The 26,118-nt window shown below is 64.3% G+C and carries 22 protein-coding genes; 7 read left to right on the forward strand and 15 right to left on the reverse strand.

The genetic code is table 11. The features are described 5' to 3' along the window. Positions 1–260: 260 nt before the first annotated feature. Positions 261–860 (reverse strand): LysE/ArgO family amino acid transporter, encoded by a 600-nt coding sequence (locus Q1L50_RS18540; protein ID WP_300341653.1) that lies wholly within the window; start codon positions 858–860, stop codon positions 261–263. Positions 861–955: 95 nt separating this feature from the next. Between Q1L50_RS18540 and Q1L50_RS18545 the strand changes: the two genes are divergently transcribed. Next, positions 956–1,906, forward strand: a complete 951-nt coding sequence (locus Q1L50_RS18545; protein ID WP_300341655.1) for a LysR family transcriptional regulator ArgP — start codon at positions 956–958, stop codon at positions 1,904–1,906. 97 nt (positions 1,907–2,003) lie between these two features. Here the strand turns inward: Q1L50_RS18545 and Q1L50_RS18550 are convergent, their stop codons facing one another. The 6 genes from Q1L50_RS18550 to Q1L50_RS18575 form a co-directional block, all read right to left on the reverse strand. Then, entirely contained in the window at positions 2,004–3,026 is a 1,023-nt protein-coding gene (locus Q1L50_RS18550) for an AI-2E family transporter (protein ID WP_300341657.1), read from the reverse strand. Further along, positions 3,010–4,338, reverse strand: a complete 1,329-nt coding sequence (locus Q1L50_RS18555; protein WP_300341659.1) for a TIGR03862 family flavoprotein — start codon at positions 4,336–4,338, stop codon at positions 3,010–3,012. Before Q1L50_RS18555 ends, Q1L50_RS18550 begins: the two co-directional genes overlap by 17 nt. A gap of 2 nt (positions 4,339–4,340) precedes the next feature. Continuing rightward, positions 4,341–5,195: a glutamate racemase gene (gene murI, locus Q1L50_RS18560; RefSeq protein WP_300341660.1), complete on the reverse strand. Its 855-nt coding sequence runs from the start codon at positions 5,193–5,195 to the stop codon at positions 4,341–4,343. Between the two features lie 40 nt (positions 5,196–5,235). Continuing rightward, positions 5,236–5,580 (reverse strand): RidA family protein, encoded by a 345-nt coding sequence (locus tag Q1L50_RS18565; protein ID WP_300341662.1) that lies wholly within the window; start codon positions 5,578–5,580, stop codon positions 5,236–5,238. Between the two features lie 64 nt (positions 5,581–5,644). Next, the gene (locus Q1L50_RS18570) at positions 5,645–7,165 is read right to left on the reverse strand and encodes a fumarate hydratase (RefSeq protein WP_300341664.1); all 1,521 of its coding nucleotides are present in this window, start codon (positions 7,163–7,165) and stop codon (positions 5,645–5,647) included. A gap of 54 nt (positions 7,166–7,219) precedes the next feature. Then, entirely contained in the window at positions 7,220–7,777 is a 558-nt protein-coding gene (locus Q1L50_RS18575; protein ID WP_300341665.1) for a TIGR00645 family protein, read from the reverse strand. A 287-nt stretch (positions 7,778–8,064) separates the two neighbouring features. Here Q1L50_RS18575 and acs point away from each other — a divergent pair, with 287 nt between their 5' ends. The 5 genes from acs to Q1L50_RS18600 all read left to right on the forward strand — a co-directional run bounded on the left by acs (position 8,065) and on the right by Q1L50_RS18600 (position 15,180). Continuing rightward, entirely contained in the window at positions 8,065–10,029 is a 1,965-nt protein-coding gene (acs, locus tag Q1L50_RS18580; RefSeq protein WP_300341667.1) for an acetate--CoA ligase, read from the forward strand. A 119-nt stretch (positions 10,030–10,148) separates the two neighbouring features. Next, positions 10,149–12,059: a DUF294 nucleotidyltransferase-like domain-containing protein gene (locus Q1L50_RS18585; RefSeq protein ID WP_300341669.1), complete on the forward strand. Its 1,911-nt coding sequence runs from the start codon at positions 10,149–10,151 to the stop codon at positions 12,057–12,059. Positions 12,060–12,112: 53 nt separating this feature from the next. After that, the gene (locus tag Q1L50_RS18590; RefSeq protein ID WP_300341671.1) at positions 12,113–12,760 is read left to right on the forward strand and encodes a 3'-5' exonuclease; all 648 of its coding nucleotides are present in this window, start codon (positions 12,113–12,115) and stop codon (positions 12,758–12,760) included. Positions 12,761–12,774: 14 nt separating this feature from the next. Beyond that, the gene (locus Q1L50_RS18595; RefSeq protein WP_300341673.1) at positions 12,775–14,823 is read left to right on the forward strand and encodes a sodium:solute symporter family protein; all 2,049 of its coding nucleotides are present in this window, start codon (positions 12,775–12,777) and stop codon (positions 14,821–14,823) included. 81 nt (positions 14,824–14,904) lie between these two features. Next, positions 14,905–15,180, forward strand: a complete 276-nt coding sequence (locus tag Q1L50_RS18600; RefSeq protein ID WP_300341675.1) for a DUF4212 domain-containing protein — start codon at positions 14,905–14,907, stop codon at positions 15,178–15,180. A 66-nt stretch (positions 15,181–15,246) separates the two neighbouring features. On the opposite strand, the gene glmM is transcribed toward Q1L50_RS18600, so the two are convergent. The 4 genes from glmM to Q1L50_RS18620 all read right to left on the reverse strand — a co-directional run bounded on the left by glmM (position 15,247) and on the right by Q1L50_RS18620 (position 20,252). Continuing rightward, positions 15,247–16,614, reverse strand: a complete 1,368-nt coding sequence (gene glmM, locus Q1L50_RS18605; protein ID WP_300341677.1) for a phosphoglucosamine mutase — start codon at positions 16,612–16,614, stop codon at positions 15,247–15,249. Between the two features lie 107 nt (positions 16,615–16,721). Beyond that, positions 16,722–17,555, reverse strand: coding sequence for a dihydropteroate synthase (gene folP / locus Q1L50_RS18610; protein WP_300341731.1), 834 nt, complete (start codon positions 17,553–17,555; stop codon positions 16,722–16,724). A gap of 74 nt (positions 17,556–17,629) precedes the next feature. Then, complete coding sequence (ftsH, locus tag Q1L50_RS18615; protein ID WP_300341679.1) at positions 17,630–19,513, reverse strand: ATP-dependent zinc metalloprotease FtsH; 1,884 nt, start codon at positions 19,511–19,513, stop codon at positions 17,630–17,632. Between the two features lie 118 nt (positions 19,514–19,631). Further along, a complete protein-coding gene (locus tag Q1L50_RS18620) occupies positions 19,632–20,252 on the reverse strand; it encodes an RlmE family RNA methyltransferase (protein WP_300341681.1) in 621 nt (206 codons plus the stop codon). Between the two features lie 47 nt (positions 20,253–20,299). Between Q1L50_RS18620 and Q1L50_RS18625 the strand changes: the two genes are divergently transcribed. Next, the gene (locus tag Q1L50_RS18625) at positions 20,300–20,659 is read left to right on the forward strand and encodes a YhbY family RNA-binding protein (RefSeq protein ID WP_300341683.1); all 360 of its coding nucleotides are present in this window, start codon (positions 20,300–20,302) and stop codon (positions 20,657–20,659) included. A gap of 76 nt (positions 20,660–20,735) precedes the next feature. Here Q1L50_RS18625 and Q1L50_RS18630 read toward each other — a convergent pair whose 3' ends face one another. The 4 genes from Q1L50_RS18630 to carA all read right to left on the reverse strand — a co-directional run bounded on the left by Q1L50_RS18630 (position 20,736) and on the right by carA (position 26,102). After that, positions 20,736–21,200 carry a DUF4149 domain-containing protein gene (locus tag Q1L50_RS18630; protein ID WP_300341684.1) on the reverse strand — a complete coding sequence of 155 codons (465 nt, stop codon included), beginning with the start codon at positions 21,198–21,200 and terminating at the stop codon, positions 20,736–20,738. Positions 21,201–21,208: 8 nt separating this feature from the next. Beyond that, the gene (greA, locus tag Q1L50_RS18635) at positions 21,209–21,685 is read right to left on the reverse strand and encodes a transcription elongation factor GreA (protein WP_300341686.1); all 477 of its coding nucleotides are present in this window, start codon (positions 21,683–21,685) and stop codon (positions 21,209–21,211) included. Between the two features lie 69 nt (positions 21,686–21,754). Continuing rightward, the gene (gene carB, locus Q1L50_RS18640; RefSeq protein WP_300341688.1) at positions 21,755–24,961 is read right to left on the reverse strand and encodes a carbamoyl-phosphate synthase large subunit; all 3,207 of its coding nucleotides are present in this window, start codon (positions 24,959–24,961) and stop codon (positions 21,755–21,757) included. Beyond that, positions 24,945–26,102 carry a glutamine-hydrolyzing carbamoyl-phosphate synthase small subunit gene (gene carA / locus Q1L50_RS18645; protein ID WP_300341689.1) on the reverse strand — a complete coding sequence of 386 codons (1,158 nt, stop codon included), beginning with the start codon at positions 26,100–26,102 and terminating at the stop codon, positions 24,945–24,947. Before carA ends, carB begins: the two co-directional genes overlap by 17 nt. Positions 26,103–26,118 lie beyond the last annotated feature (16 nt).

The raw sequence follows: 26,118 nt of genomic DNA on the forward strand, positions 1-26,118 counted from the left end.
GCGGTGGTTGGGCCTCCTTCCGGTTGGGCCTACGGCCCGCCCTCCCGGTGGCCCAACCACCGCCATCAAGCAGCATTGGGGGTATATCAGTTTTGAATCGGTGGCAAAGGTAAAACTGTGTCAGTTTTCAATCGGTGTTGACATGCTCGCAATTGCTCACAAGAGCGGACCCGCCTGGTCGTCGTGACTGATCGATTCCGCTGGCGAACTCATCCAGCCTCGCCCAGCCTCGCCGGATGGACACGAGCGCGCCATGGCAGCTAGTCCAGTATCAACATGCCGCCGAGCCCGAACATCGTGATGCTGATCAGCGAGTCGAGGACGCGCCACGAGAAGGGCTTCGCGAACAGAGGGGCCAGAAATCGAGCCCCGTAGCCGAGGGCAAAGAACCAGACAAAGCTCGCGCCTGCAGCTCCCGCGGCAAAGATCCATTTTCCTTCCTGCCTTTGGCTGGCCAGCGAGCCGAGAAGGATCACGGTATCCAGATATACATGCGGATTCAGAAAGGTGAAGCCGAGACAGGTCGCCAGGGCGACGCCAAGCGGCAGCCTGGTTCCGGCGTCAAGGATGAGTTGTTCGGGCGCCAGGGCACGCCGCGCCGAGGCCAGTCCGTAAAGGAGCAGGAACGCCGCACCGCCGTAGCGGGCGAGGTCGAGAAATCCTGGCTGGGCTTGAATCGCCGCACCCAGCCCGGCAACGCCGGCCACGATCAGCAGGGCGTCGGCGCTTGCGCAGACCAGCACAAGTGGCAGGATGTGTTCGCGCCGAACGCCCTGGCGGAGCACGTAGGAATTCTGCGCACCGATGGCGACGATGAGCACCGCGCTGGAAAGGAAGCCGGCAATCAGGTCAGCTGGCATGATTTGCAGGTGAAGTTGGCAAGGCGGCCAGCTTATGATGCGCCGCCACGTGAATACAGTTAAACTTCTTAACTGCTCATTAGATTTGCTAACTCATGCGAGTCGACAACGCTCAACTGGCTGCCTTCGCCGAAGCCATACGCGAAGGCAGTTTTGAATTGGCCGCGCGGAAGTTGAACGTGACTCCATCGGCGATCAGTCAGCGGATCAGGTTGCTGGAGGAGCGCATGGGGCAGGTTCTGATCCAGCGCTCCACACCCTGCCAGGTGACTGCCGCCGGCCGTCCTCTGCTACGCTACGCCGAAGAGCTTTCGCTGCTGGAAGCGGAGGTTTTCTCGGCGCTGGGCGTCGTCGATGGCGGCGCCACATCCACCGTGCGCATCCCGATGGTGATCAACGCCGATTCGCTGGATAGCTGGTTCCTTGAGGTGTTCGACGCTCTGGGCGCCAGTGCGGCCACTACGCTTGACCTGCGGGTCGAGGATCAGGATCACTCGGTGGTGCTGTTGCGCGAAGGCACCGTGATGGCCGGGGTCAGTGCCAGTGCCAAGCCCATTCAGGGCTGCCGCGTCGAACCGCTCGGCGTGATGCGCTATCTGGCCCTGGCCTCGCCGTCCTACGTCGAGCGGCACTTCCTGGCCGGCGTCAATGCCGAGTCGCTGAACGCCGCCCCGATGTTGATGTTCAACAAGAAGGATGCCCTGCAGCAGGTTTTTCTGGGCCGGCTCACGGATGCCGCCATAAGGCCGCCGACGCACTACCTGCCCACCACCCGATCCTTTGGCGAAGCCGTGTTGCGCGGCATGGCGTGGGGAATGATCCCGGAACAACTGGCGGAAGGGCACCTGAAAACCGGGCAACTCGTCGAGTTGGCTCCGCAGCACTGGCTGGACGTTCCGCTGTTCTGGCATCGCTGGCGGATTGCTTCGGCGGCGCTGGACGCCTTGACCCGACTGGTGCATCGGGCGGCAAGCAAGGCGCTGCGCGCATCGCCAGGCGCTCCGGGGTCTCGTCCGAGCGAGTCGGTGGTGCCCGACGGGCGCTAGCTGGTCGATTTGAGGCGCCTGGTCCGCGCCTCCGCCAGCGCCGCTCTTCGCCACCCCGTGCGTCGGTGCGCCGACCTGCCATCCGGCGTCGTCGGCTTCAGATCAGGCGCCGACTGGCGAGTTCGTCCTTCAGCCAGGCGTAGCAGATTGGCGCGGCGACCAGTCCGGCGAGGCCGAAGGTGCTCTCCATGATCAGCATCGCGGTCAGCAGCTCCCAGGCCTTGGCCCTGATCTGGCTGCCGACGATGCGCGCGTTGAGGAAGTATTCGAGCTTGTGGATCAGCACCAGGAACGCCAGCGATGAGATCGCGACGCCGGGCGAGTGCGCCAGGCTGACGATGAAAATCACCGTATTCGAGATCAGGTTGCCGACCACCGGCAGCAGACCGGCGATGAAAGTGACGACGATCATGGTCTTGGTGAGCGGCAGGTGCACGCCCGCCAGCGGCAGCACGACGACCAGGTATAGCGCCGTGAACAAGGTATTCAGCGCCGATATGCGGACCTGCGCGAAGACGACCCGGCGGAACGCCTCGCCGAGGCGGAAGACCCTTTCGGCCAGCGCGCGCGCCAATGGCCCCAGGCTTTCCGAATCCCTGGCCTCGCGCAGCGAGGCCATCGCGCCGACGATCATGCCGATCAGCAGGTGCACCAGCAGGTGGGTGGTTTCCTTGCCGATCAATTGCAGATCGGTCGAATGCTCGCGCAGCCAGTGACTCGCGCGCTCGCGGATGGCTTCGCTGCCCCTCGGCAGAACCTCGGCGAGCCAGTCCGGCATGGTCTCGCGCGAGCTTTCGACGATCTCGGCCATTTTCGCCAGCAGGGCCGCGAAACTGCCATGCTCGCTGCCCATGAAGGCCATCGTCGCGAATACCGCCGCGGTCACGACACCGGACACCAGCAGCGCCAGCAAGCCGACGGCGATCTCCCTGGCGCGGCTGCTCGACAGGTGTCGGGCAAAGAGCGGCGCCAGAATATGCACCAACTGGTAGACCAGCAGCCCGGCGATCAGCGCCGGCAACAGCCGCACCTTGATGATCGTCAGCATCGCCAGTACGGCCAGAATCCACGCCGCGTATTCGCAGGCGCTGGCGCGGGGAAGATTATGGGTGGTGGTCATCGGGGTGGTCAGGTTCGGTGGTGGCCGCGGTTGGTCGGGACGAATCGCTCAGCCAGGCCAGCACGCTGCGGCCGGCGGCGTGGCCGCTGGCCAGGCAGGCCGTGAGCAGGTAACCGCCGGTCGGCGCTTCCCAGTCGAGCATTTCGCCGGCGCAGAAGACTCCGGGCAGGTCGCGCAGCATCAGCCGTTCGTCAAGCGCTTCGAAGCGCACGCCACCGGCGGTGCTGATCGCCTCGTCCAGCGGGCGGGTGGCGATCAGAGCCAGCGGCAGGGACTTGATCGCCGTCGCCAGGCGCACCGGGTCGAGGAGGTCGGCTGCCGCCGTGCATTCGCGCAGCAGCGCGACTTTCGCTCCCTTGAGTCCCAGGCGGCTTTGCAGGTGGCTGGACAGCGAGCGCGCGGCACGCGGCCTGGCCACCTCGGCGAGCACGCGGGCCGGGTCGTGATCGGGCAGCAGATCAAGGTACAGCGTTGCCGAGCCGGCGGTCTCGATGGCGTCACGCAAGGCGGCGGACAGCGCGTAGATCAGGCCGCCTTCGACGCCGCTGGCGGTGAGCATCAGTTCGCCGCGCCGCAGCTGTCTGACGCCGGCCGGATCGACAAACGACGCGACCACCGACTTGATCGGCTGGCCGGCAAAGCGCTGGCGAAGGTGCGGGCTCCAGGCGACGTCAAAACCGCAGTTCGCGGGGCGCAGCGGCGCCAGCGCCATGCCGGCCTGCTCGAGCAGCGCGAACCAGCGTCCGTCGGAACCGAGCCGGGCCCAGCTGCCGCCGCCGAGGGCCAGCACCAGCGCCGCCGCCTGCCGTTGCCGCTCGCCGTGCGGCGTCGCAAAGCGCAGCCCGGCAAGGCCGTCCCTGGCGTCGCTGGCATTCGGCCGCGGCGCCCAGCCGCACCAGCGGTGGCGCATGTGGAAGCGGACGCCGCTCGCCCGCAGTCGCTGCAGCCAGGCCCGCAGCAGCGGCGCGGCCTTCATTTCGGTGGGGAAGACGCGGCCGGAACTGCCGACGAAGGTGTCCACGCCCAGGCCGTGCACCCACTCGCGCAGAGCGGTCGGGCCGAAAACATCGAGCAGCGGCGCGATCTGCCCTTGCCGCGCGCCGTAGCGGGTCATGAACTGGTCGGCTGGCTCGGAGTGGGTGATGTTCAGTCCGCCCTTGCCGGCGAGCAGCAGCTTCCTGCCGACCGACGGCATGGCGTCGTAAAGGTCGACGCCGACGCCGCCGCTGCTGAGGATTTCGGCCGCCATCAGTCCGGCCGGGCCACCGCCGATGATCGCCACCGCGGGCGGCGGGGTGGCTGGCCGGCGCATGCTCAGGCCAGTGCCAGGCGCGCGGCGCCGGTCAGGCGGCTGCTCAGCCAGCTCAGGCCGAGCGCGGGCAGGGCGGCCTGCAGTCGTTCCGGGTGCGCGGTGGCGAGCAGTACCAGCCGGCCGTTGCCGAGTGCCGCGGCCCCGGCCAGCCGAACACACTGGCGGGCGACCGCTTCCGCGACGTCGACCAGGATTGCCCGGTTGGCGACGATCGGCTCCAGGACCGGGCGAAGAAAGGCGTAGTGGGTACAGCCAAGAACGATCTGGTCGGCGCCGGCGGCAAGCAGCGGGGCCAGATGTCGGCGCGCCTCGTCGGCGAAAGCGGGGTCGTCGAGGTGCAGCGTTTCGACCCGCGTCGCCCAGCCGGGGCATGCTTCGACGGCCACCTGCACGGCGCCGGCGTGCTGCGCGATCAGCGCTGCCAGACGCTGGCTGCGGGCGGTCGAAGCGGTCGCCAGGACGGCGATCCGGCCGCTGTTCGAGGCGGCGGCGGCCGGTTTGATCCCGGGCTCGACACCGACTACCGGCAGATCGGGATACAGCGCGCGAAAAGCGGCGACAGCGGCTGCTGTCGCCGTATTGCAGGCGACAACGATCAGTCCGCAGCCCTGGTCGGCAAGGTGTTTGCCGATCGCCAGCACGCGCTGGCGGATGAAACTGTCGTCCCGGTCGCCGTAGGGCACGTGCGCGCTGTCGGCGAAGTAAAGCAGGTCGGCCTGTGGTAGCGCCCGGGCGATTGCCGCCAGCACCGAGAGGCCGCCCAGGCCGCTGTCGAAAATGCCGATCATCGGTGCCGGCGGCGGCTCGGGAAGGGCTTGCCAGGTGCTGCCGTCAGCCGCCCGGCCAGCTTCTGCCACGGCCGCTGCCGGGTTTGGCGCCAGATCGCTTGGCAGGCCGTCAGCGGGCCGCAATGACCGCGACTTCAAGCAAGGCTTCGCGATGGCGCAGTTTTCCTTCGACGCAGACCCGGACCGGGGCGCTGCCTTGCGGAACCCACCGGTCCCAGATTCGATTGACCGCGACCGCGTCGTCGATCTGGCGCAGGTAGATGGTCACCATCAGCAGGCGCGTCTTGTCACTGCCGGCCTGGGCCAGCAGCTTCTCGACCCCGGCGAGGACTTCGTGGGTCTGGGTGGCGATGTTGGCGTCAAGTGTTTGCGGTCGTTCGACGAGATAAATGGTGCCGTTGCAGGCGCAAACGTCCGAGTAACGCTGGGTCGTACCGTAACGCTCGATGGCCATTCGACTTCTCCTGCCAGCAACAGGCCGGCGCGCGGCCGGCCGCTGGTTCCGGTCAGCCTGGTGCTCAGGCGACGGCGACCGGGATCTTGCCGATCCTGGCCTGCCATTCCTTCGGTCCGGTGTTGTGCACCGAGGTGCCGGTCGAATCGACGGCGACGGTGACCGGCATGTCCTTGACCTCGAATTCGTAGATCGCCTCCATCCCGAGGTCGGCAAAACCGGCGACCCTGGCGGTCCGTATTCCCTTGGCGACCAGGTAGGCGGCACCGCCGACTGCCATCAGGTACGCCGACTTGTGCTTCCTGATCGCCTCGATCGCCGCCGGGCCACGTTCGGCCTTGCCGACCATCGAGATCAGGCCGGTCTGGGCGAGCATCATCTCGGTGAACTTGTCCATGCGGGTGGCGGTGGTCGGACCCGCGGGGCCGACGACTTCGTCGCGAACCGGGTCCACCGGGCCGACGTAGTAGATCACGCGATTGGTGAAATCGACCGGCAGCGGCTCGCCCTTGGCCAGCATGTCCTGAATGCGCTTGTGGGCCGCGTCGCGTCCGGTCAGCATCTTGCCGTTGAGCAGCAGCGTCTGGCCCGGCTTCCAGCTGGCGACTTCGGCCGGCGTCAGCGTGTCGAGGTCGACCCGCGTCGAGGTCTCGGTGTTCGGCGTCCAGTTGACCTTCGGCCACTCGTTCAGGTCCGGCGGGGTCAGCGTCGCAGGTCCCGAGCCGTCGAGGTGGAAGTGCGCGTGCCGGGTCGCCGCGCAGTTCGGGATCATCGCCACCGGCAGGCTGGCGGCGTGCGTCGGGTAGTCGAGGATCTTGACGTCGAGGACGGTGGTCAGCCCACCGAGTCCCTGCGCACCGATTCCCAGCGCGTTGACCTTTTCGTACAGTTCGAGACGCAGTTCCTCGACACGATTCGCCGGGCCGCGGGCAATCAGCTCGTGGATGTCGACCGGCGCCATCAGCGATTCCTTGGCCAGCAGCATCGCTTTTTCGGGCGTGCCGCCGATGCCGATGCCGAGAATCCCCGGCGGGCACCAGCCAGCGCCCATCGTCGGCACGGTCTTGAGCACCCAGTCGACGATCGAGTCGGAGGGGTTGAGCGCGTAGAACTTGGACTTGTTCTCCGAGCCGCCACCCTTGGCGGCACAAATCACTTCCAGGTGGTGACCGGGAACGATCTCGTAATGCACCACCGCCGGCGTGTTGTCGCGCGAGTTCTTGCGTGCCCCGGCCGGGTCGAGGAGGACCGACGCGCGCAGTTTGTTGTCCGGGTCGTTGTAGGCCCGGCGCACGCCCTCGTCACACATCTCCTGGACCGACAGGGTGGCGTCCCATTGGACGTCCATGCCGACCTTGAGGAAAATCACCGCGATCCCGGTGTCCTGGCAGATCGGCCGGTGACCCTCGGCGCACATGCGGCTGTTGGTCAGGATCTGGGCGATGGCATCCCTGGCCGCCGGGCTCTGTTCGCGCTCGTAAGCCGCGCCAAGGGCCTTGATGTAGTCGAGCGGGTGATAGTAGCTGATGTATTGGAAGGCGTCGGCGACGCTCTGGATGAAGTCTTCCTGTTTGATAGCGGTCATTTCAGGCTCTCTCCTGTTCTTGGGGACGGGGGGCTATCCGCGGCGGGGGGCGGTTCAGTGCCGCGCGAGGTGTTGGGCTTTGCTGATCGCCAGGGTCTGGGTCATGATCCGGTCGACCCACACCATGGCCAGCGCCGACAGCAGGAAAACCGCGTGGATGATGACCTGCCACTTGATCGTGTGCTCGTTCATGTTCTCGGCATTGATGAAGGTTTTCAGCAGGTGGATCGACGAAATGCCGATGATTGCCGTCGACAGCTTGATCTTGAGTACGCCGGCATTGACGTGCGAGAGCCACTCCGGCTGGTCGGGGTGGCCTTCGAGATTGAGTCTGGAGACAAAGGTTTCGTAGCCGCCGATGATCACCATGATCAGCAGGTTGGCGATCATCACCACGTCGATCAGGCCGAGAACGACCAGCATCACCTCGGTTTCGTTGATCCGCGTGCCGCTGAAGAACAGGTTGTGGATGAGGTGCGACAACTCGACCATGAACAGGTAGACGTAGACCCCCTGGGCGATCACCAGCCCGAGATAAAGCGGCGCCTGCAGCCAGCGGCTCCAGAAGATGAACATTTCGAGTTTTTCAACGGTCGGTTGCAGTGAGGCCATTTCTTTTTCGGCTTGAGAGGTTTGGGAGGCAAGATTCTAGCACCAATGAAACGCCGACTCGGAGCGCGCAGAGCGGTCCTCGCGTAAGTGGGGTGTAAGCAAGTGGTGTGTAAGATTGGCGGCGTTTGATCGTGCGCTGTTGTCCTGACAGCGGGAACTCGTCGCGGGGTACGTGGCGGGGTACTATCTGCCTTCCGCCGCGCGGGGGGTCACCAATACCGGGTTCTCTTGCACTTTGCTGCATCGCCTTCTTGAATCCTCTATCAATACTGCACAGGAGATGGGACATGTCACAGAACGAAGCCGTAACTTTTTTCCAGCCCTCAGCCGAGTTTGTCGAGAAGGCGACCATTTCCGGCATGGACGCGTACCGGGCGCTGTGTGACGAGGCAGCAAAAGATTACACCGGATTCTGGGCCCGCCTGGCCCGCGAGCACGTCTCCTGGAAAACCCCCTTCACGCAGGTACTTGACGAGTCCGCCGCGCCGTTCTTCAAGTGGTTTGCCGATGGTACGCTGAACGCCTCTTACAACTGCCTGGACCGCAATATCGAAGCCGGTCTGGGTGACAAGGTGGCGATCGTCTTCGAAGCCGACGACGGTGAAGTCAAGCGGGTTACCTACCAGGAGTTGCTGACGCGCGTCAGCCAGTTTGCCAACGGCCTGCGCGCACGCGGCATCGGCAAGGGCGACCGGGTGGTGATCTACATGTCGATGGGCGTCGAGGGCATTGTCGCGATGCAGGCCTGCGCGCGCATCGGCGCCATCCACTCGGTGGTCTTCGGCGGCTTCTCGGCGCAGTCGGTTCGCGACCGGATCAACGACGCCGGCGCCGTGGCGGTGATCACGGCCGACGAGCAATGCCGCGGCGGCAAGAAGATTCCGCTCAAGCCGGCGGTCGACGAGGGCCTCGCGCTGGGCGGCTGCGAGTCGATCAAGAACGTGATCGTCTTTCAGCGTACCGGCGGTGCGTGCAACATGGTCACCGGACGCGACGTCTGGTGGCACGATGTCGTCGCCGGCCAGTCCGACGTCTGCGAGCCGGAATGGGTCGGCGCCGAGCACCCGCTGTTCCTGCTGTATACCTCGGGGTCGACCGGCAAGCCGAAGGGCGTCCAGCACTCGACCGGCGGCTACCTGTTGCACGCCATCATCACCATGAAGTGGACCTTCGACATCAAGCCGGACGACCTCTTCTGGTGTACTGCCGACATCGGCTGGGTGACCGGCCACACCTATATCACTTACGGGCCGCTGGCCTGTGGCGCCACCGAAATGGTCTTTGAAGGCATCCCGACCTATCCGGATGCAGGGCGTTTCTGGAAGATGATCCAGGACCACAAGGTCAGTGTGTTCTACACCGCGCCGACGGCAATCCGCTCGCTGGTCAAGGCGGCCGACGTCAATCCGGCGGTCGCGCCAACCCAGTACGACCTGTCGTCGCTGCGCTTGCTGGGTATGGTGGGCGAGCCGATCAACCCTGCCGCCTGGCAGTGGTACTACGACAGCGTCGGTGGCGGCCGCTGTCCGATCGTCGACACCTTCTGGCAGACCGAAACGGGCGGCCACATGATCACTCCGCTGCCGGGCGTCACGCCTATGGTGCCGGGTTCATGCACCTTGCCCTTCCCCGGCATCCAGGCCGCCGTCGTCGACGAAACGGGCACCGAGCTCGATTGGGGCAAGGGTGGCCTGCTGGTCGTCAAGCGGCCGTGGCCGGCAATGATCCGCAACATCTGGGGCGACCCCGAGCGCTTCAAGAAGTCGTACTACCCGGATGACTTCAATGGCAAGCTTTATCTCGCCGGCGACGGCTCGATCCGCGATGTGAACACCGGCTATTTCACGATTACCGGTCGGATCGACGACGTGCTGAACGTTTCCGGTCACCGCATGGGAACCATGGAAATCGAGTCCGCGCTGGTTTCGCACCCGATGGTCGCCGAAGCGGCGGTGGTTGGCCGGCCGGACGACCTGACCGGCGAAGCGATCTGCGCCTTTGTCGTGCTCAAGGGTGCGCGCCCGACCGGCGACGCGGCGAAGAAAATGATCAAGGAGTTGCAGGATCATGTCGGACGCGAGATCGGCCCGATCGCCAAGCCGAAGGACCTGCGCTTCGGTGAGAATCTGCCGAAGACGCGTTCGGGCAAGATCATGCGCCGCCTGTTGCGCTCGCTGGCCAAGGGCGAGGATGTCGTGCAGGATGTCTCGACGCTCGAGAACCCGGCCATTCTCGAGCAGCTCAAGGGCTGACCCGGCGGTTGTCATGCGGCCTGCGTTTCACGGAGGCGTCGGGCCGCATGCCAGGAAGCGCCTTGCAGGCCGGCACGCCGCGTGCCGGCCTGTTCAATTGCGGTGGTCGAGGAGCAGGGATGAGCAACAGCGCCACTGAACGGCTGGTCTCGGCGTGCATCCAGTTGCTCCAGGCCTACGCTCCGTTTGATCAAATGGAAGCGGAGTCGCTGCGTTTTCTCGCCGAGCGCGTCAAGCTTGCCCATTACCCGAAAGGGGCGCTGATTCTGGCCAGCGAAATGGGTGTCGCGCGGACGCTCCACATCGTGCAGCGCGGTCAGGTGCGGGTCAGGAGAAGCGGCGGCAGCAGCAGCGCCGAATCCGCATCGATCACGCTCGGTCCCGGCAGCTGCTTCTCGATCGGCGCGCTGATGGCGCAGCGGGAAAGCTCGAGTGCGTACATTGCGCGCGACGAAGTCTTCTGCTACGAGCTCCCGGCCGAGGATTTCTTCAGCCTTACCCAGAAGAGCACGGTTTTCAACCTCTTCTGTACGCAGTACATCGCCGGGCTGCTCCGGCAGTCGCAACAGCAGTTGCAGCTCCAGTTTGCGCAGCGGGCGGCCGAGCAGAAGACGATGAATTCACCGCTCGCCAGGGTGATCACGCGTGACCCCGTTTCTGTCGCACCGGAAACGCCGGTCCGCCAGGTGGTCGAGTTGATGGCCAGCCGCCACCTCGGTTCGATGGTCGTCGTCGATGCCGGGCAGCAGCCAGTTGGCATCTTTACCCTCTCGGACGTCCTGAAACGCATCGTTCTGCCTGGCGCGTCGCTGGATCAGGCGATTGAAGCGGTGATGTCGCCGCAGCCACGGACCTTGCCGCTGGCGGCCAATGCCCACGACGCGGCACTGGCGATGGCCATGCACCGGGTCCGGCACGTGCTGGCGGTGGACGAGGGTGGGCGGCTGAAGGGCGTGGTTTCCGAACGCGACCTGTTCAAGCTGCAAGGCGCCGGCCTGCGACAGATCCGTCACGCCATCGATTCGGCGACCAGCATCGAGGTGCTGCGGCATGCCCGCGAAGACGTTCGCCAGTTGGCGCTGACGATGCTTGCCGAGGGCGTTGGCGGGCAGGAAATCACCCAGTTCATCTCGACGCTGAACGACACCGTGACCCGTCGGATCATCGAACTGAACCTCGACCGTCACGACCTCTACGGGATCGACTGGGCGTGGCTGTCGTTCGGCTCGGAGGGGCGTGACGAACAGACCTTCACCACCGATCAGGATAACGGCATCGTCTATATCTGCACCGATATCATGGATCGCGAGCAGACCCAGCTGCGCTTCCTGGAGTTCGCCAGGGACGTCAACCAGGACCTCGACAAGTGCGGTTTCCCGCTGTGCAAGGGCAACATCATGGCCAGCAACCCGGATCTGTGTCTGACGCTGGAGGAGTGGGACGAGAGGTTCGCACAGTGGGTTCGCACACCGGACCCGCTGGCCTTGCTGAATGCCACGATCTTTTTCGATTTCCGGCCGCTCTACGGGCGCTTCAACCTGGCGCACCGAATGCGCTTGTCGTTGCTGCGACAGACGCAGGGCAATCCGCTCTTTCTGCGCATGCTGGCGCAAAACGCGCTCAGCGTCGCGCCGCCGCTGGGCAGGATCCGCGACTTCGTCACCGGTGCCGACCCCGGGCATCCGGGAACCATTGACCTCAAGAAATACGGCGTGCGCCTGTTTACCGACGCCGCCCGCCTCTTTGCGCTGGCCAACCAGGTCGAGGCGACCAACACCGTCGCTCGTCTGAAGCGATCAAGTGCCTTGATGAACATTTCTGCCGACGAGGTGGCAGCGAGCGTCGAGGGTTTCAACTTCATCCAGATCCTGCGTTTGCGGCACCAGCATTTCGAGCAGGAGCACGGGCGGTCGGGCGACAACCTCGTCAGGCCAGACGAGCTGAACGAGATTGAGCGGCGGATTCTCAAAGAGGCTTTTCGTCAGGCGCGCAAGCTGCAGGCACGCCTGAAACTCGACTACCAGGTCTGATCATGGTGTGGTTTTCACGACTTCTCGCTGGCCACGAAACGCCCGATGCGTGCTTGACCACCCGCCAACGGCAGCTGCTCGCCGCCTGGCGCCAGTTGCCTGCGGCGGCCATGAGTCGTTCGCACTATCGCAGCCGCTACGTGGTGGTCGACGTGGAAATCGCCGGTGCCGACTGGCAGACCGACCCTTTGGGGGTGATCGCTGTGCTGGCCGTGGCCGATGGCCTGATCGATTTCCAGCAGGCTTTGCGGGTGGACGTCGCCAACGGTCATGCGGCGAGCGAGGCGACTGCGCCGCCGCTGCTGACGATTGGCGAGCAGCGCGCCGAAGCACTGCTCGCCTTTCTTGGTTTTGTCGGCAAGGCGCCGCTGGTGGCGTATCACGCGTCGTTTGCCGCGAGGCGGATTGAACGCGCGATGGCCGAATCGCTGGGTGTCGAGTTGCGTCTGCCATGGATCGATCTGGCGTGGGTGATGGCCAGTCTGTTTCGGGAGATCGGCGATGCACAGGCACCCATGGACCGCTGGCTCGCACACTTCGATGTTGAAAGCATCGAGCGCCACAACGCCGTTTCGGACGCCTACGTGACGGCCAAGCTGTTACAGGTGACGATCGCCCGCGCAGCGCGCGATGGCTTCGAGACGCCGACCAGCCTGCTGGAGCTGGAAAAGGCACATCGCCACCTGTACCAGAGCGCCTAGGCGGGCGCCCGGCGATGGCTGACTACACCGCTGGCCCACTGCGTCGCTACTACGCTTTTTATACCGCAGCCTTTTTCCTGTTCATCCTGGCGTTGGCGGTCCTCGAGCGCTTCGGTATGCCGCCCCGGTGGATCGGGTATTCCTTTCTCTTCCTGACCATCTTTCTGTACGCGACGATCGGCGTCCTGGCGCGTACGGCCAGCGTTTCCGAATACTACGTCGCCGGCAGGCGCGTGCCGGCGATCTTCAATGGCATGGCCACCGGCGCCGACTGGATGAGCGCTGCGTCCTTCATGGGCCTGGCGGGGACTCTCTACCTGTCGGGTTATCAGGGGCTGGCATACGTTATGGGCTGGACCGGTGGTTACGTTCTGGTCGGCCTGTTGCTCGCGCCCTATTTGCGGCGGTTCGGGCAATACACCATCCCGGACTTCCTGGCGGCGCGCTATGGCGGCAATCCGGCGCGCCTGGTCGGCGTCTTCGCGACCGTCCTGGCGTCGTTCGTTTATGTGGTCGCGCAGATCTACGGTGTCGGCCTGATTACCAGCCGTTTCGTCGGCCTGCAGTTCGAGATCGGCGTCTTCGTCGGCCTGGCGGGCATCCTGGTCTGTTCCTTCCTGGGCGGCATGCGTGCCGTCACGTGGACCCAGGTTGCTCAGTACGCCATCCTGATTGTCGCCTACCTGGTACCGGTGACGATTCTCTCGTACCAGGTCACTGGCATTCCGGTTCCGCAGCTGACCTATGGGCACGTGCTGCAGAAGGTGCAAGTGCTCGAGGAAAGGATCTTCGACGATCCCGCGGAGATCGAAGCGCGTCGAATGTTCCGCGAACGCGGCGAAGGCTACCGTGAGCGAATCCGGAGCTTGCCGGAATCCCTCGACGAAGAAAAGCTCCGCCTGGCGGAGCAGATCAACGAGCTGAAGACCAGCAACCCGCAGATGCGCGAGGTCGTCGCCCTCGAACGCGAACGGCGGGAGTTGCCAGCAACCAGCGAAGGCGCCCGCAGTTACTGGGACAAACTGATGCGCCAGGCGATGCAGCGTGGCGCCGAGCCCGAGCATCACGTGACGCCCTACCCGGCGGGCGGTCAGGCGGGTGAGGCGGTAAGCGACACGGCTCGGCTGAACTTCCTGAGCCTGGTGTTCTGCCTGATGGTCGGTACCGCTGCGCTGCCGCACGTGCTGATGCGCTACTACACCACGCCGAGCGTTCGCGAGGCACGCAGTTCGGTCTTCTGGTCGCTGCTGTTCATTCTCGCGCTGTACCTGACGGCGCCAGCGTATGCCGTTTTTGCCAAGTACGAGATCTACTCCACGCTGATCGGCTCTTCGATCGCGCAACTGCCGGTCTGGGTCAGCGCCTGGGGCAAGATCGGACTGGTTTCGATCGAGGACGTCAACGGCGACGGAGTCCTTCAACTCGTCGAACTGGCGCTCAATCCCGACGTGATCCTGCTGGCCACACCCGAAATCGCCGGTCTGCCCTACGTCATTTCCGGGCTGGTCGCGGCCGGCGCGCTGGCCGCCGCTCTGTCGACGGCCGACGGTCTGTTGCTGACGATCGCCAGTGCCTTGTCACACGACGTCTATTACAAGATCTTCCGTCCGAACGCGACAACGCAATGGCGGCTGGTCGTTTCGAAGTCGCTGCTGCTGGTTGTAGCCGTTCTGGCAGCTAGCGTTGCGTCGCAGAAACCGGCGACCATTCTGGCGATGGTTGCCTGGGCTTTTTCGCTGGCCGGTGCAGCATTCTTTCCGGCGCTGATTCTCGGTGTCTTCTGGAAGAGGGCCAATGCCTCGGGAGCGGTCAGCGGCATGATCCTTGGCCTGCTGGTGACCATTTATTACATGGTGCGGGTCCAGGTTGACGCCATCCCGTGGCTTGGCATTCAGGGCATCGGCATGGAGCCGTGGTTTGGCATCCAGTCAACGTCGGCCGGGGTGTGGGGCGTCGCCGTCGGTTTCGTGACGATCATCGTCGTCAGCCTGTTCGGGCAGGCGCCAAGCAAGGAGACACAGGATTTTGTCGAAAGTGTTCGCTACCCCGAGCTGGACGGCTAGTGAGTCCGGCTGTGGTCGCTTGCGTCGGCTGCCGTTGCCGCCGGGTTCTGGCCTGATCGGTAGCAGCGGGGGAGGCGCGGAATGATACTCGGGCGAAGGCATCGCGCCTATTGGCAGCGCAACCTCAAGATGACTGCATTGCTCCTGGCCATCTGGTTTGTCGTCAGCTTTGTCGTCAGCTTTTTCGCGCGCGACCTGGACAGCATCACGATCATCGGTTTTCCTCTGGGATTCTATATGGGCGCCCAGGGAGCGCCGCTGATCTATCTGGTGATCATCTGGTGGTATGCGCGCTATATGAGCAGGCTCGACCGCGAATACGGGGTTCACCAGGGTGAAGGTGAGGGGGACGACTGATGCCTGCGGGTCGATCGGCTGGATCGCCCGGGCGGGCAGTGCCCCGTCTGGGGCGGTTCGACGGTCTTACGCCGACACTGCCTGGCGTACGGCGGCGGCCAACTTCTCGGCGGTGCGGGTGACCGTTTCCGAATCCTGTCCCTCGACCATCACGCGCAGCAGCGGTTCAGTCCCGGAAGCTCGCAGGAGCACCCGACCGCAGCCGTTGAGTTCGGCTTCCACTTCGCCGAGCACCGCTCCGATCAGTGGGTGGCCCTGCCAGGCAAAGCCTTTGCTGAGGGCCACGTTGATCAGTTTTTGCGGGTACAGCTTCAGATCTTCAAGCAGTTGCTGGAGGCCTACCCCGGCTTCGCGCAGCGCTGAAAGTACCTGCAGGGCCGAGACGATACCGTCACCGGTGGAATGCCGGTCGAGACAGAGGATGTGACCGGAATTTTCGCCGCCGTACAGCCAGCCTTTCTGCCGCAGCATGTCCATCACGTAGCGGTCACCGACGGGTGCCCTGACAAACGGTACCTTGAGGGCAGCCAGCGCGTGCTCGAGAGCGAGGTTGGTCATCAAGGTCCCGACGACGCCCGCGATCGGGCCCTGTCGCAGGCGGCTGCGGACCACCGCGAACAGCAGCTGATCGCCATCGTAGAGATTGCCCGCGGCGTCGACCATCATCACCCGGTCTGCGTCGCCGTCAAGCGCGATGCCGATGTCGGCGGCTTGTGCGAGGACCGCTTCGCGCAAGGCTGCGGGCGACGTGGCGCCGACCTCCTGGTTGATGTTGAGGCCGTTGGGGTCGGTGCCGATGGTGCTGACCTCGGCGCCCAGTTCATGGAACACATGTGGGGCGATGTGGTAGGCTGCACCGTTTGCGCAATCGACGACGATCTTCAGCCCGCGTAGGTCGAGATCAAACGGGAAAGTGCTCTTGCAGAACTCGATGTAGCGACCGTCGGCGTCGTCAATCCGGCGCGCCCGGCCGAGAGCGGCCGACGGTACGCAAGTCAGCGGCTCGTCGAGCATCGCCTCGATCTCGAACTCCATCTCATCGGGGAGCTTGGTACCCCGTGCCGAAAAGAACTTGATTCCGTTGTCGTAGTAAGGGTTGTGCGACGCAGAAATGACGATCCCGGCCTGCAGGCGCAAGGCGCGGGTGAGGTAGGCGATGGCCGGGGTAGGCATCGGCCCGACCAGACAGACGTCTACCCCGGCTGCCGCGAAGCCCGCCTCGAGCGCCGCTTCCAGCATGTAGCCCGAGACCCTGGTGTCCTTGCCGATCAGCACCGCCGGCCGCTCGCCGGGCTTGAAACTGCTGCGCTCACTGGCGCGTGCGGCGAGTACCTTGCCGGTCGCATGGCCCAGGCGCATGATGAAATCGGGAGTGATCGGCGATTCCCCAACACGCCCACGCACGCCGTCGGTGCCGAAATACTTTCTGCTCACGCTTGCTCTCCCCGTTTGTCCCAATAAATCAGTGTCTGCCCGTTCCCCGCTATTCTACGCAAACGCCCCCTTGACGGTGCCAACTGGAGCACGGTCAGCCGATCTTTTCACTGGCCGTCGCCGTCAACCGCACGCCAGACGGCCAGCGCGTCGCGTGTCTCGGCGACATCGTGGACGCGCAGAATTCGCGCACCGCGCTGCGCGGCCAGCAGGGCGGCAGCGACGCTGGCGGCCAGTCGCTGGTCCACCGGACGTCCGGTGATCGCCCCGAGCATCGCTTTTCGGGAAACGCCGGCGAGCATCGGCAGCCCGTCAAACGACAGCCTGGCAAAATCGCGCAGCAGTTCCAGATTGTGCTGCAGGGTCTTGCCGAAGCCAAAACCGGGATCGAGGACCAGGCGGTCGCCCGCGATGCCGGCCGCCCTGGCCGCAGCGACCCGCTCGCGGAGAAAGGACGCGATCTCGCTGACGACCTCCTGGTACGCCGGGCTCTCCTGCATGCTCGATGGTGTGCCCCGCATGTGCATCAGGCAGACCGCGCAGTCGCTGTCGGCGACTGCCGCCATCGCGCCCGGCACCCGCAGCGCCTGGATGTCGTTGATCATCGACGCGCCGTTCGCCAGGGCCGCGCGCATCACCGCCGGTTTGCAGGTGTCAACCGAGATCGGAACGCCACAGTCGCGAAGCGCCTCGAGTACTGGCAGCAAGCGCCGCAACTCTTCGTCCTCCGGGGTCGACACAGCGCCGGGACGTGACGACTCCGCGCCGATGTCAAGGAGGTCGGCGCCAGCGTCGATCTGTCTGCGAGCGTGGGCCAGCGCCAGAGCCGGGTCGTTCGCCAGCCCGTCGCCGGAGAACGAGTCGGGCGTCAGGTTGACAATGCCCATCAGCAGCGGGCGCGTCAGAGGGAGGTCAAAGGCTCCGCAGCGGAGGAGCATCAGGGCTGTGGCCGCACCAACGGCGGGCACCGGGAAAGCACTCCCGACAGCGTCCGCCTGGCGCTACGGCAGCGCAATCAGGCCGGCGCCGGCGCGCTCGGCGCTGCATCCGGCGCGTTGGTGTCGGGTTTGCTGGCAGATTTTGCCTGCGGCTGCTTCGGTGGGCGTGGCGGCTTGCCGTCCATGATGTCGTTGATCTGGTCGCTATCGATGGTCTCCAGCTCAAGCAAAGCGGTCGCCATCGCCTCGACCTTGTCGCGATGCTCTTCCAGCAGCCTGCGCGCCAGCGAGTACTGCTCATCGATGATCCGGCGGATCTCCCGATCGACTTTCTCCATCGTCGCCTCGGACATGTTCTTGTGGGTGGTCACCGAGCGCCCGAGGAAGACCTCGCCCTCGTTTTCCCCATAGACCATGGGACCGAGTGCGTCCGACATGCCGTAGCGAGTGACCATGTCGCGCGCCATCTGGGTGGCGCGCTCGAAGTCGTTGGACGCGCCGGTGGTCATCTGGTCCATGAACAGCTCCTCGGCGACGCGGCCGCCGAACAGGACCGCAATCCGACTCATCAGATAGATTCGGTCGTAAGCGTAGCGATCCTCTTCGGGCAGCTGCATGGTCAGGCCAAGCGCCCGTCCACGCGGGATGATGGTGACCTTGTGCACCGGGTCGGACTTCGGCATCAGCTTGGCGACCACCGCATGCCCGGACTCGTGGTAAGCGGTATTGCGCCGCTCGTCCTCGTTCATGACCATGCTGCGGCGCTCGGCGCCCATCATGATCTTGTCCTTGGCCTTTTCGAAGTCCTCCATGTCGACCAGTCGCTTGTTGCCGCGGGCGGCAAACAATGCCGCTTCGTTGACCAGATTGGCCAGATCGGCGCCGGAAAATCCCGGCGTGCCGCGGGCAATGATGTCCGCCTTGACGTCGGGCGACAGCGGCACCTTGCGCATGTGGACCACCAGAATCTGCTCGCGACCACGGATGTCGGGCAGCGGCACGACCACCTGCCGGTCAAAACGGCCCGGACGCATCAGCGCCGGGTCGAGCACATCCGGACGGTTGGTCGCCGCAATCACGATGACTCCGACGCTTCCTTCGAAGCCATCCATCTCGACCAGCATCTGGTTCAGTGTCTGCTCGCGTTCGTCGTTACCACCGCCCAGACCAGCGCCGCGTTGACGACCGACGGCATCGAGTTCATCGATGAAGATGATGCACGGCGCGTGCTTCTTGGCGTTCTCGAACATGTCGCGAACGCGCGCCGCGCCGACGCCGACGAACATCTCGACGAAGTCCGAGCCTGAAATCGAGAAGAAGGGGACCTTGGCCTCGCCGGCAATCGCCTTGGCCAGCAGGGTCTTGCCGGTCCCGGGGTTGCCGACGAGGAGCACGCCTTTCGGGATCCGGCCGCCGAGCTTCTGAAACTTCGACGGGTCACGCAGGAAGTCCACCAACTCGGAGACCTCTTCCTTGGCCTCGTCGCAACCGGCGACATCGGCGAAAGTGATGGTATTGGTCGACTCGTCGAGCAGCCGCGCCTTGCTCTTGCCGAAGGAAAAGGCACCACCGCGACCACCGCCCTGCATCTGACGCATGAAGAAGATCCAAACGCCGATCAGCAACAGCATCGGGAACCAGCTGACGAAGATGCTCATCAGGAAGGATTGTTCCTCTTCGGGCTTGGCTTCGACCTTGACGCCGTTCTTCAGCAGATCGGAGACCATCCACAGGTCCGGCGGCGCGTAGGTGGTCAGCTTGCGGCCGTCGGTGGTCGTTGCCTTGAGCACCCGGCCTTCGATCACCACCTTGGCGATTGTTCCCTTGCCCACTTCGTCGATGAACTGCGAGTATTCCATCGTCGTCTGGGTTACCTGGCGCGTGTTGAACTGGTTGAAGACGGTCATCAGGACCAGACCAATAACCAGCCACACCGCCAGATTCTTGAACATGTTATTCAATGCTTCACCTCTTCCACGTTGCCCCGGCGACGGTCTCGCCGGAAGCCCTGCTGTGCCACGAACTCACCATTCTAAACTGATTACTGCCTGCTGCAGCAAACACGACCCTGGCCATGCTTCAAGCCTTCAAGGTCTTGCCCAGCAGGTAGACCTCCGGGCTGCGGTCCCGTGAAGCATCCGGTTTGCGCGAGGAAACCGTTTCAAAGGCCCGGCGCATTTCCTGCAGAAAGTCGCTGAAGCCGTGACCCTGAAAAAGTTTGACCAGCAAGGCGCCGTCTGGTTGCAGCCAGTGTCGCGCGAAGTCCAGACTGAGTTCCGCCAGGTGCATCATTCTGGCCTGGTCGCGGACCGCGATGCCCGATAGGTTGGGCGCCATGTCGGAAAGAACAAGCCCCACGCGCTCACCGCTCAGCAATTCCTCCAACTGCTGCAGGACATCGTGCTCGCGAAAGTCGCCTTGCAGGAAGGTGACGCCACGCACGGCTTCCATCTCGAGGAGATCGACGGCGATCACGCGACCCTTGCCCTGCAGTCGTTTGGCCGCGACCTGCGACCAGCCGCCGGGGGCCGCTCCGAGATCGACGATCACCTCGTCGGCGCGGATCAGGCGATCCCGGTCGTCGATTTCCATCAACTTGTACGAGGCACGCGAGCGATAGCCTTCCGCTCTGGCCCGCTGCACATAAGTGTCGTTGACATGTTCGTTCAACCACGCACTGCTCGATCTGCTTCGATTCATTGGCCGAAAACCGCTAGAATGCGTTCCTCAAGAAAAGGGGATCCTGCATGCTCACTCTCAGCGCCGACGAGCGCCGCGCCTTGCGCGCCCGTGCTCATTCCCTGCATCCGGTGGTCGCGATAAGCCAGAACGGCCTTTCCGAATCCGTGGTCATGGAAGTCAATGCCAACCTCCTCAGTCACCAATTGATCAAGGTTCGGGTCTATAACGACGACCGGCAGGTGCGGGAACAGTTTCTCGCGACGCTCTGCGAACGGCTGGACGCCGCACCGGTTCAGCATATCGGCAAGCTGCTGGTGCTCTGGCGCCCGCAAACCGATGCGCAGGCGAACGCCGCCAAGCCCCGTCCGCGACGTAGCGAGCCGCGTCGCAGCAAGCGCAGCTTCCAGGGAAGCTCCGGCAGCTGACCTGGCGGCCGATCGGCGCGCAGGCGGCGCCCACGCTCGGCCGCCGTGGCGGTTACCGCTGACAATGTGCGGCCGCCTACCTTGCGGTGTGCCGGAAGACGGTCACGAGGAGTAGCCCGAGGGCGCTTTGAACGAGGTAAAGGACGCTCGACACGCCATGCCAGGTGGCGAAGCGGTTGCGCAGGACGCTCTCCATCACTTCGCGCGGCAAGGCGTCGGCCTTGAGCTGGGCGAGTAGCGGCTGAATCCCGAACAGGCCGACCACGGTCAGCAGCAGCATCACCACGACCAGCCAGAAATTCCAGCGGCGCATGGCGACGCTACCGCTGCGCAACAAGGTGAACAGCAGCAGGTAGGACGCACAGGCCAGGCCCACCCAGCCGATCAACTCGAACAGCCGGCCGGCGAGCGCACCCGCCAGCTGGCGGTCGTTGCCCAGTGCGGCGAAAAGCGTCGGCGCGACCAGATAGCCAATCGCCCACAAGCCGCCTACCCAGAGGGTCAGGGCGATGTCGTACAGCGCGTCGGCGAGGCGTCGCATCGAGCCGGCTATTCGTAGCGTACGGCGATGATTTCGTACTCGCGAACGCCGCCGGGCGCCTGCACCTCGGCGATGTCGCCAGCAAACTTGCCGATCAGCGCGCGAGCGATCGGTGAATTGATCGAAATCTTGCCGCCCTTGATGTCGGCCTCGTCCTCGCCGACGATCTGATAGCTGACGCGGGCGCCGGATTCCTGGTCGTCGAGATCGATTGTTGCACCGAAGACGCAACGCCCGTCGGCGGCGAGCAGTTTCGGGTCGATGATCTGTGCATTGGCGAGTTTGCCTTCGACCTCCTGGATGCGACCTTCGACAAAGCCCTGTCTTTCCTTGGCGGCATCGTATTCGGCGTTTTCCGAGAGGTCACCGTGCGAGCGTGCCTCGGCGATTGCCGCGATGGCGCGAGGACGCTCCACGGTTTTCAGGTGATGCAGTTCGGCGCCGAGTTTTTCAGCGCCCTTGACGGTCAAGGGGGTCTTGGTCATGTCTTTGGCTACCAACGATAAACCGCCGCTACCCGCGAGGCGGCTCGCAGCGACGGTTCTAAGGGTTAACTAACTCAGTTGCGCGTGTAATTCCTGGATCGGATAGACGACCAGCGCGCCACGATTCCTGATTCCTGCGGTTGCCGCCTCGGCTCCCCATATGGTGGTGTAGATGGGTACGCGCGCGGCCAGGCCGGAAGTGCGGATCGAGCGCGAGTCGCTGATCGCCGTACGCTTCTCGTCCACGGTGTTGATGATCAGGACAATCTCGTTGTTCTTGATCATGTCCACCACGTGCGGGCGGCCTTCGGTGACCTTGTTCACCGCTGTCACCTCGACCCCCGCCGCGGCGATTGCCGCCGCCGTGCCGCGCGTCGCCAGCAGGGTGAAGCCGGCCGCGCGCAGGTCGCGGGCGATGGCCACCGCTTGCGGCTTGTCCGATTCCTTGACGCTAACAAATACCTGTCCCGAACTGGGCAGGCGCACGCTGGCCGCGGTCTGGCTCTTGACGAAGGCCTCGGCGAAACTGACGCCGACACCCATCACCTCGCCGGTCGATTTCATTTCCGGGCCAAGGATGGTGTCCACGTCGCGGAACTTGGCGAACGGGAAGACCGCTTCCTTGACCGAGAAGTAAGTCGGGATCACTTCCCTGGCGTGTCCCTGGCTGGCCAGCGACTGCCCGACCATGCAACGCGCGGCAACCTTTGCCAGTTGCACGCCGGTGGCCTTCGAGACGAAGGGAACCGTTCGCGAAGCGCGCGGGTTGACCTCCAGGACGAATACGACGTCGTTCTGGATCGCGAACTGGACGTTCATCAGGCCGCAGACTTGCAGCCCCTTGGCCATCAACCGGGTCTGGCAGCGCATTTCGTCCTGCAATGCTGACGACAGCGAGTGCGGGGGCAGAGAACACGCCGAATCCCCGGAGTGCACTCCGGCTTGCTCGATATGCTCCATAACCCCGCCGATAAGCACTTCCTCGCCGTCAGCGATGGCATCGACGTCTACTTCGCAGGCGTCGTTGAGGAAACGGTCGAGCAGCACCGGCGAGTCGTTCGAGACCTTGACCGCTTCCCGCATGTAGCGTTCGAGGTCGCGCGGGTCGTGGACGATTTCCATCGCCCGACCACCCAGTACGTAGGACGGACGGACGACCAGCGGGTAGCCGATTTCGGCGGCCAGGCGCAAGGCTTCGGGCTCGGTGCGTGCGGTACGGTTAGCCGGTTGTTTGAGCCCCAAAGTCTGCAGCAGCTTCTGGAATCGTTCGCGGTCTTCCGCGGCGTCGATCATGTCCGGACTGGTGCCGATGATCCGGACGCCGTTGGCTTCGAGATCGCGCGCCAGCTTTAGCGGGGTCTGGCCGCCGTACTGGACGATGACTCCGTGCGGCTTTTCGACGGCGACGATTTCGAGCACGTCTTCGAGCGTCAGGGGCTCGAAATACAGGCGATCGGAGGTGTCGTAATCGGTGGACACGGTCTCCGGATTGCAGTTGACCATGATCGTCTCGTAACCGTCCTCACGCAGCGCCAGCGCCGCGTGCACGCAGCAGTAGTCGAACTCTATCCCCTGGCCGATCCGGTTCGGGCCGCCGCCGAGGACCATGATCTTTTTCCGGTCGCTGGGATTTGCCTCGCATTCTTCCTCGTAGGTCGAGTACATGTAAGCGGTATCGGTCGAAAACTCGGCCGCACAGGTGTCGACGCGCTTGTAGACCGGACGAACCTGCAAGGCATGGCGACGTTCGCGAACCGCCGTCTGGGTCGTTTGCATCAGGGTAGCCAGGCGCTTGTCCGAGAAGCCGGCGCGCTTGAGATGCCACAATTCGTCACGCGATAGCGATTGCAATGGCTTGCCGCGGATCAACTCGGCCTTCTTGTAGAGATCCTCGATTTGCGCCAGGAACCACGGATCGATGGCCGTCAGGCGGTGAATCTCGTCGAGGCTCATGCCGATGCGCATGGCGTCGGCGATGTACCAGATACGTTCCGGGCGCGCCTCGCTGAGCGCCATCTCGATTTCCTCACGGTCAGTGCACAACTCGTCGAAGCCGTCGACGCCGATTTCCAGTCCGCGCAGGGCCTTCTGCAGCGACTCCTGAAAGGTGCGCCCGATGGCCATCACTTCGCCAACCGACTTCATTTGCGTGGTCAGGCGCGAATCGGCTTCCGGGAATTTTTCAAAAGCGAAGCGCGGCACCTTGGTGACCACGTAATCGATCGATGGCTCGAACGAGGCCGGTGTCCTGCCGCCGGTGATGTCGTTGGCCAGTTCGTCCAGCGTATAGCCGACCGCCAGCTTTGCCGCGACCTTGGCAATCGGGAAACCGGTTGCCTTCGAGGCCAGCGCCGACGAACGCGAGACACGTGGATTCATCTCGATGACGATCATCCGTCCGTGGCGCGGGCAGATCGCGAACTGTACGTTCGAACCGCCGGTATCGACGCCGATCTCTCGCAACACCGCTACCGAGGCGTTGCGCATGATCTGGTATTCCTTGTCGGTCAGCGTCTGGGTCGGCGCCACGGTGATCGAGTCGCCGGTGTGCACGCCCATCGGGTCGAGGTTCTCGATCGCGCAGACGATGATGCAGTTGTCGTTCCGGTCGCGAACGACCTCCATCTCGAACTCCTTCCAGCCGATCAGCGACTCCTCGATCAACAGCTCGCTGGTGGGACTGGCCTCCAGGCCGCGCTGGCAGATGTCGACGAACTCTTCCTGGTTGTAGGCGATGCCGCCTCCGGATCCGCCCATCGTGAACGATGGCCGGATGATTGTCGGATAGCCGATCATCGCCTGCACCTGCAGGGCTTCCTCCAGCGAATGCGCCATTGCCGAGCGCGCCGAGCCGAGACCGATCCTGGTCATCGCTTGCTTGAACTTTTCCCGGTCCTCGGCCTTGTCGATCGCCTCCCTGGTGGCGCCGATCATCTCGACCCCATATCGTTCCAGGACGCCATGCCTGGCCAGGTCGAGGGCGCAGTTAAGCGCCGTCTGGCCGCCCATGGTCGGCAGCAGTGCGTCCGGACGTTCCTTGACGATGATTTTCTCGACGACTCTCCAGGTTATCGGCTCGATGTAGGTCACGTCGGCCATGTCCGGGTCGGTCATGATCGTCGCCGGGTTGGAGTTGACCAGGATCACCCGGTAGCCTTCCTCGCGCAGGGCCTTGCAGGCCTGCGCTCCGGAGTAGTCGAACTCGCAGGCCTGACCGATCACGATCGGGCCGGCACCAATGATGAGAATGCTCGTGAGGTCAGTGCGCTTGGGCATGTTCCGCCTTCTTGTCGTGCATCATCCGGACAAAGTGATCGAACAGATGGGCGATGTCGTGTGGCCCCGGGCTGGCTTCCGGGTGGCCCTGGAAGGAAAACGCCGCAACGTCGCTGCGGGCAACCCCTTGCAGGGAGCCATCGAACAGCGACACGTGCGTTGGCTGCAAATTGGCCGGCAGAGTTCCGGCGTCGACCGCAAAGCCATGGTTCTGGCTGCTGATCAGCACCTGGCCGCTGCGCAGATCCTTGACCGGATGGTTGGCGCCGTGATGGCCGAACTTCATTTTGACCGTCCGCGCGCCGGAGGCCAGTGCCAGGAGCTGGTGACCCAGGCAAATGCCGAAGGTGGGCACGCCGTTCTCAAGCAGCTCGCGGATGGCCGAAATCGCGTAGTCGCACGGCTCCGGGTCGCCGGGACCGTTGGACAGGAATACCCCGTCGGGTCGGTATTTGAGGACTTCCGAGGCGGTCGTTTGCGCCGGGACGACGGTCAGCTGGCAACCGCGATCGGCAAGCATGCGCAGAATATTGTGCTTGACGCCGAAATCGTAGGCGACGACATGCAGTTGTGCCACCGGGCTGGCTCGATAGCCATCGAGGGTCCATTCTCCCGCGCTCCACTGGTAAGGCTCGGTAGCGCTCACCTCCTTGGCCAGGTCCATGCCGGCGAGACCGGGAAAGGCCCGAGCTTCAGCGATCGCGCGCTGCTCATCAAGGTCGACGGCCATGATGCAACCGGCCTGGGCGCCTTTTTCGCGCAGGATGCGGGTGAGCTTGCGGGTGTCGATGCCGGCGATGGCCACGATGCCGTGTTTTTGCAGGTACTCGGGCAGCGTCTCGCGCAGGCGCCAGCTCTCGGCGCGAACCGGCAGGTCACGGATAACCAGCCCGGCCGCGTAATTGCCGCGTGATTCGAAGTCCTCGGCGTTGCAGCCGACATTGCCGATGTGAGGGTAGGTGAGGGTGACGATCTGACGGCAGTACGAGGGGTCGGTCAGGATCTCCTGATAGCCGGTCATCGCCGTGTTGAACACGACTTCGCCGCTGGTGCTGGCACTGGCACCGATGGACTGGCCGCGAAAAATCGTCCCATCAGCCAGTGCGAGCAGCGCCGGCGGAAGAGTGGGTAACAAGGACACAAGAGACTCCTGTTCA

The sequence above is a fragment of the Accumulibacter sp. genome (genome assembly GCF_029255145.1).
GTDB lineage: Bacteria > Pseudomonadota > Gammaproteobacteria > Burkholderiales > Rhodocyclaceae > Accumulibacter.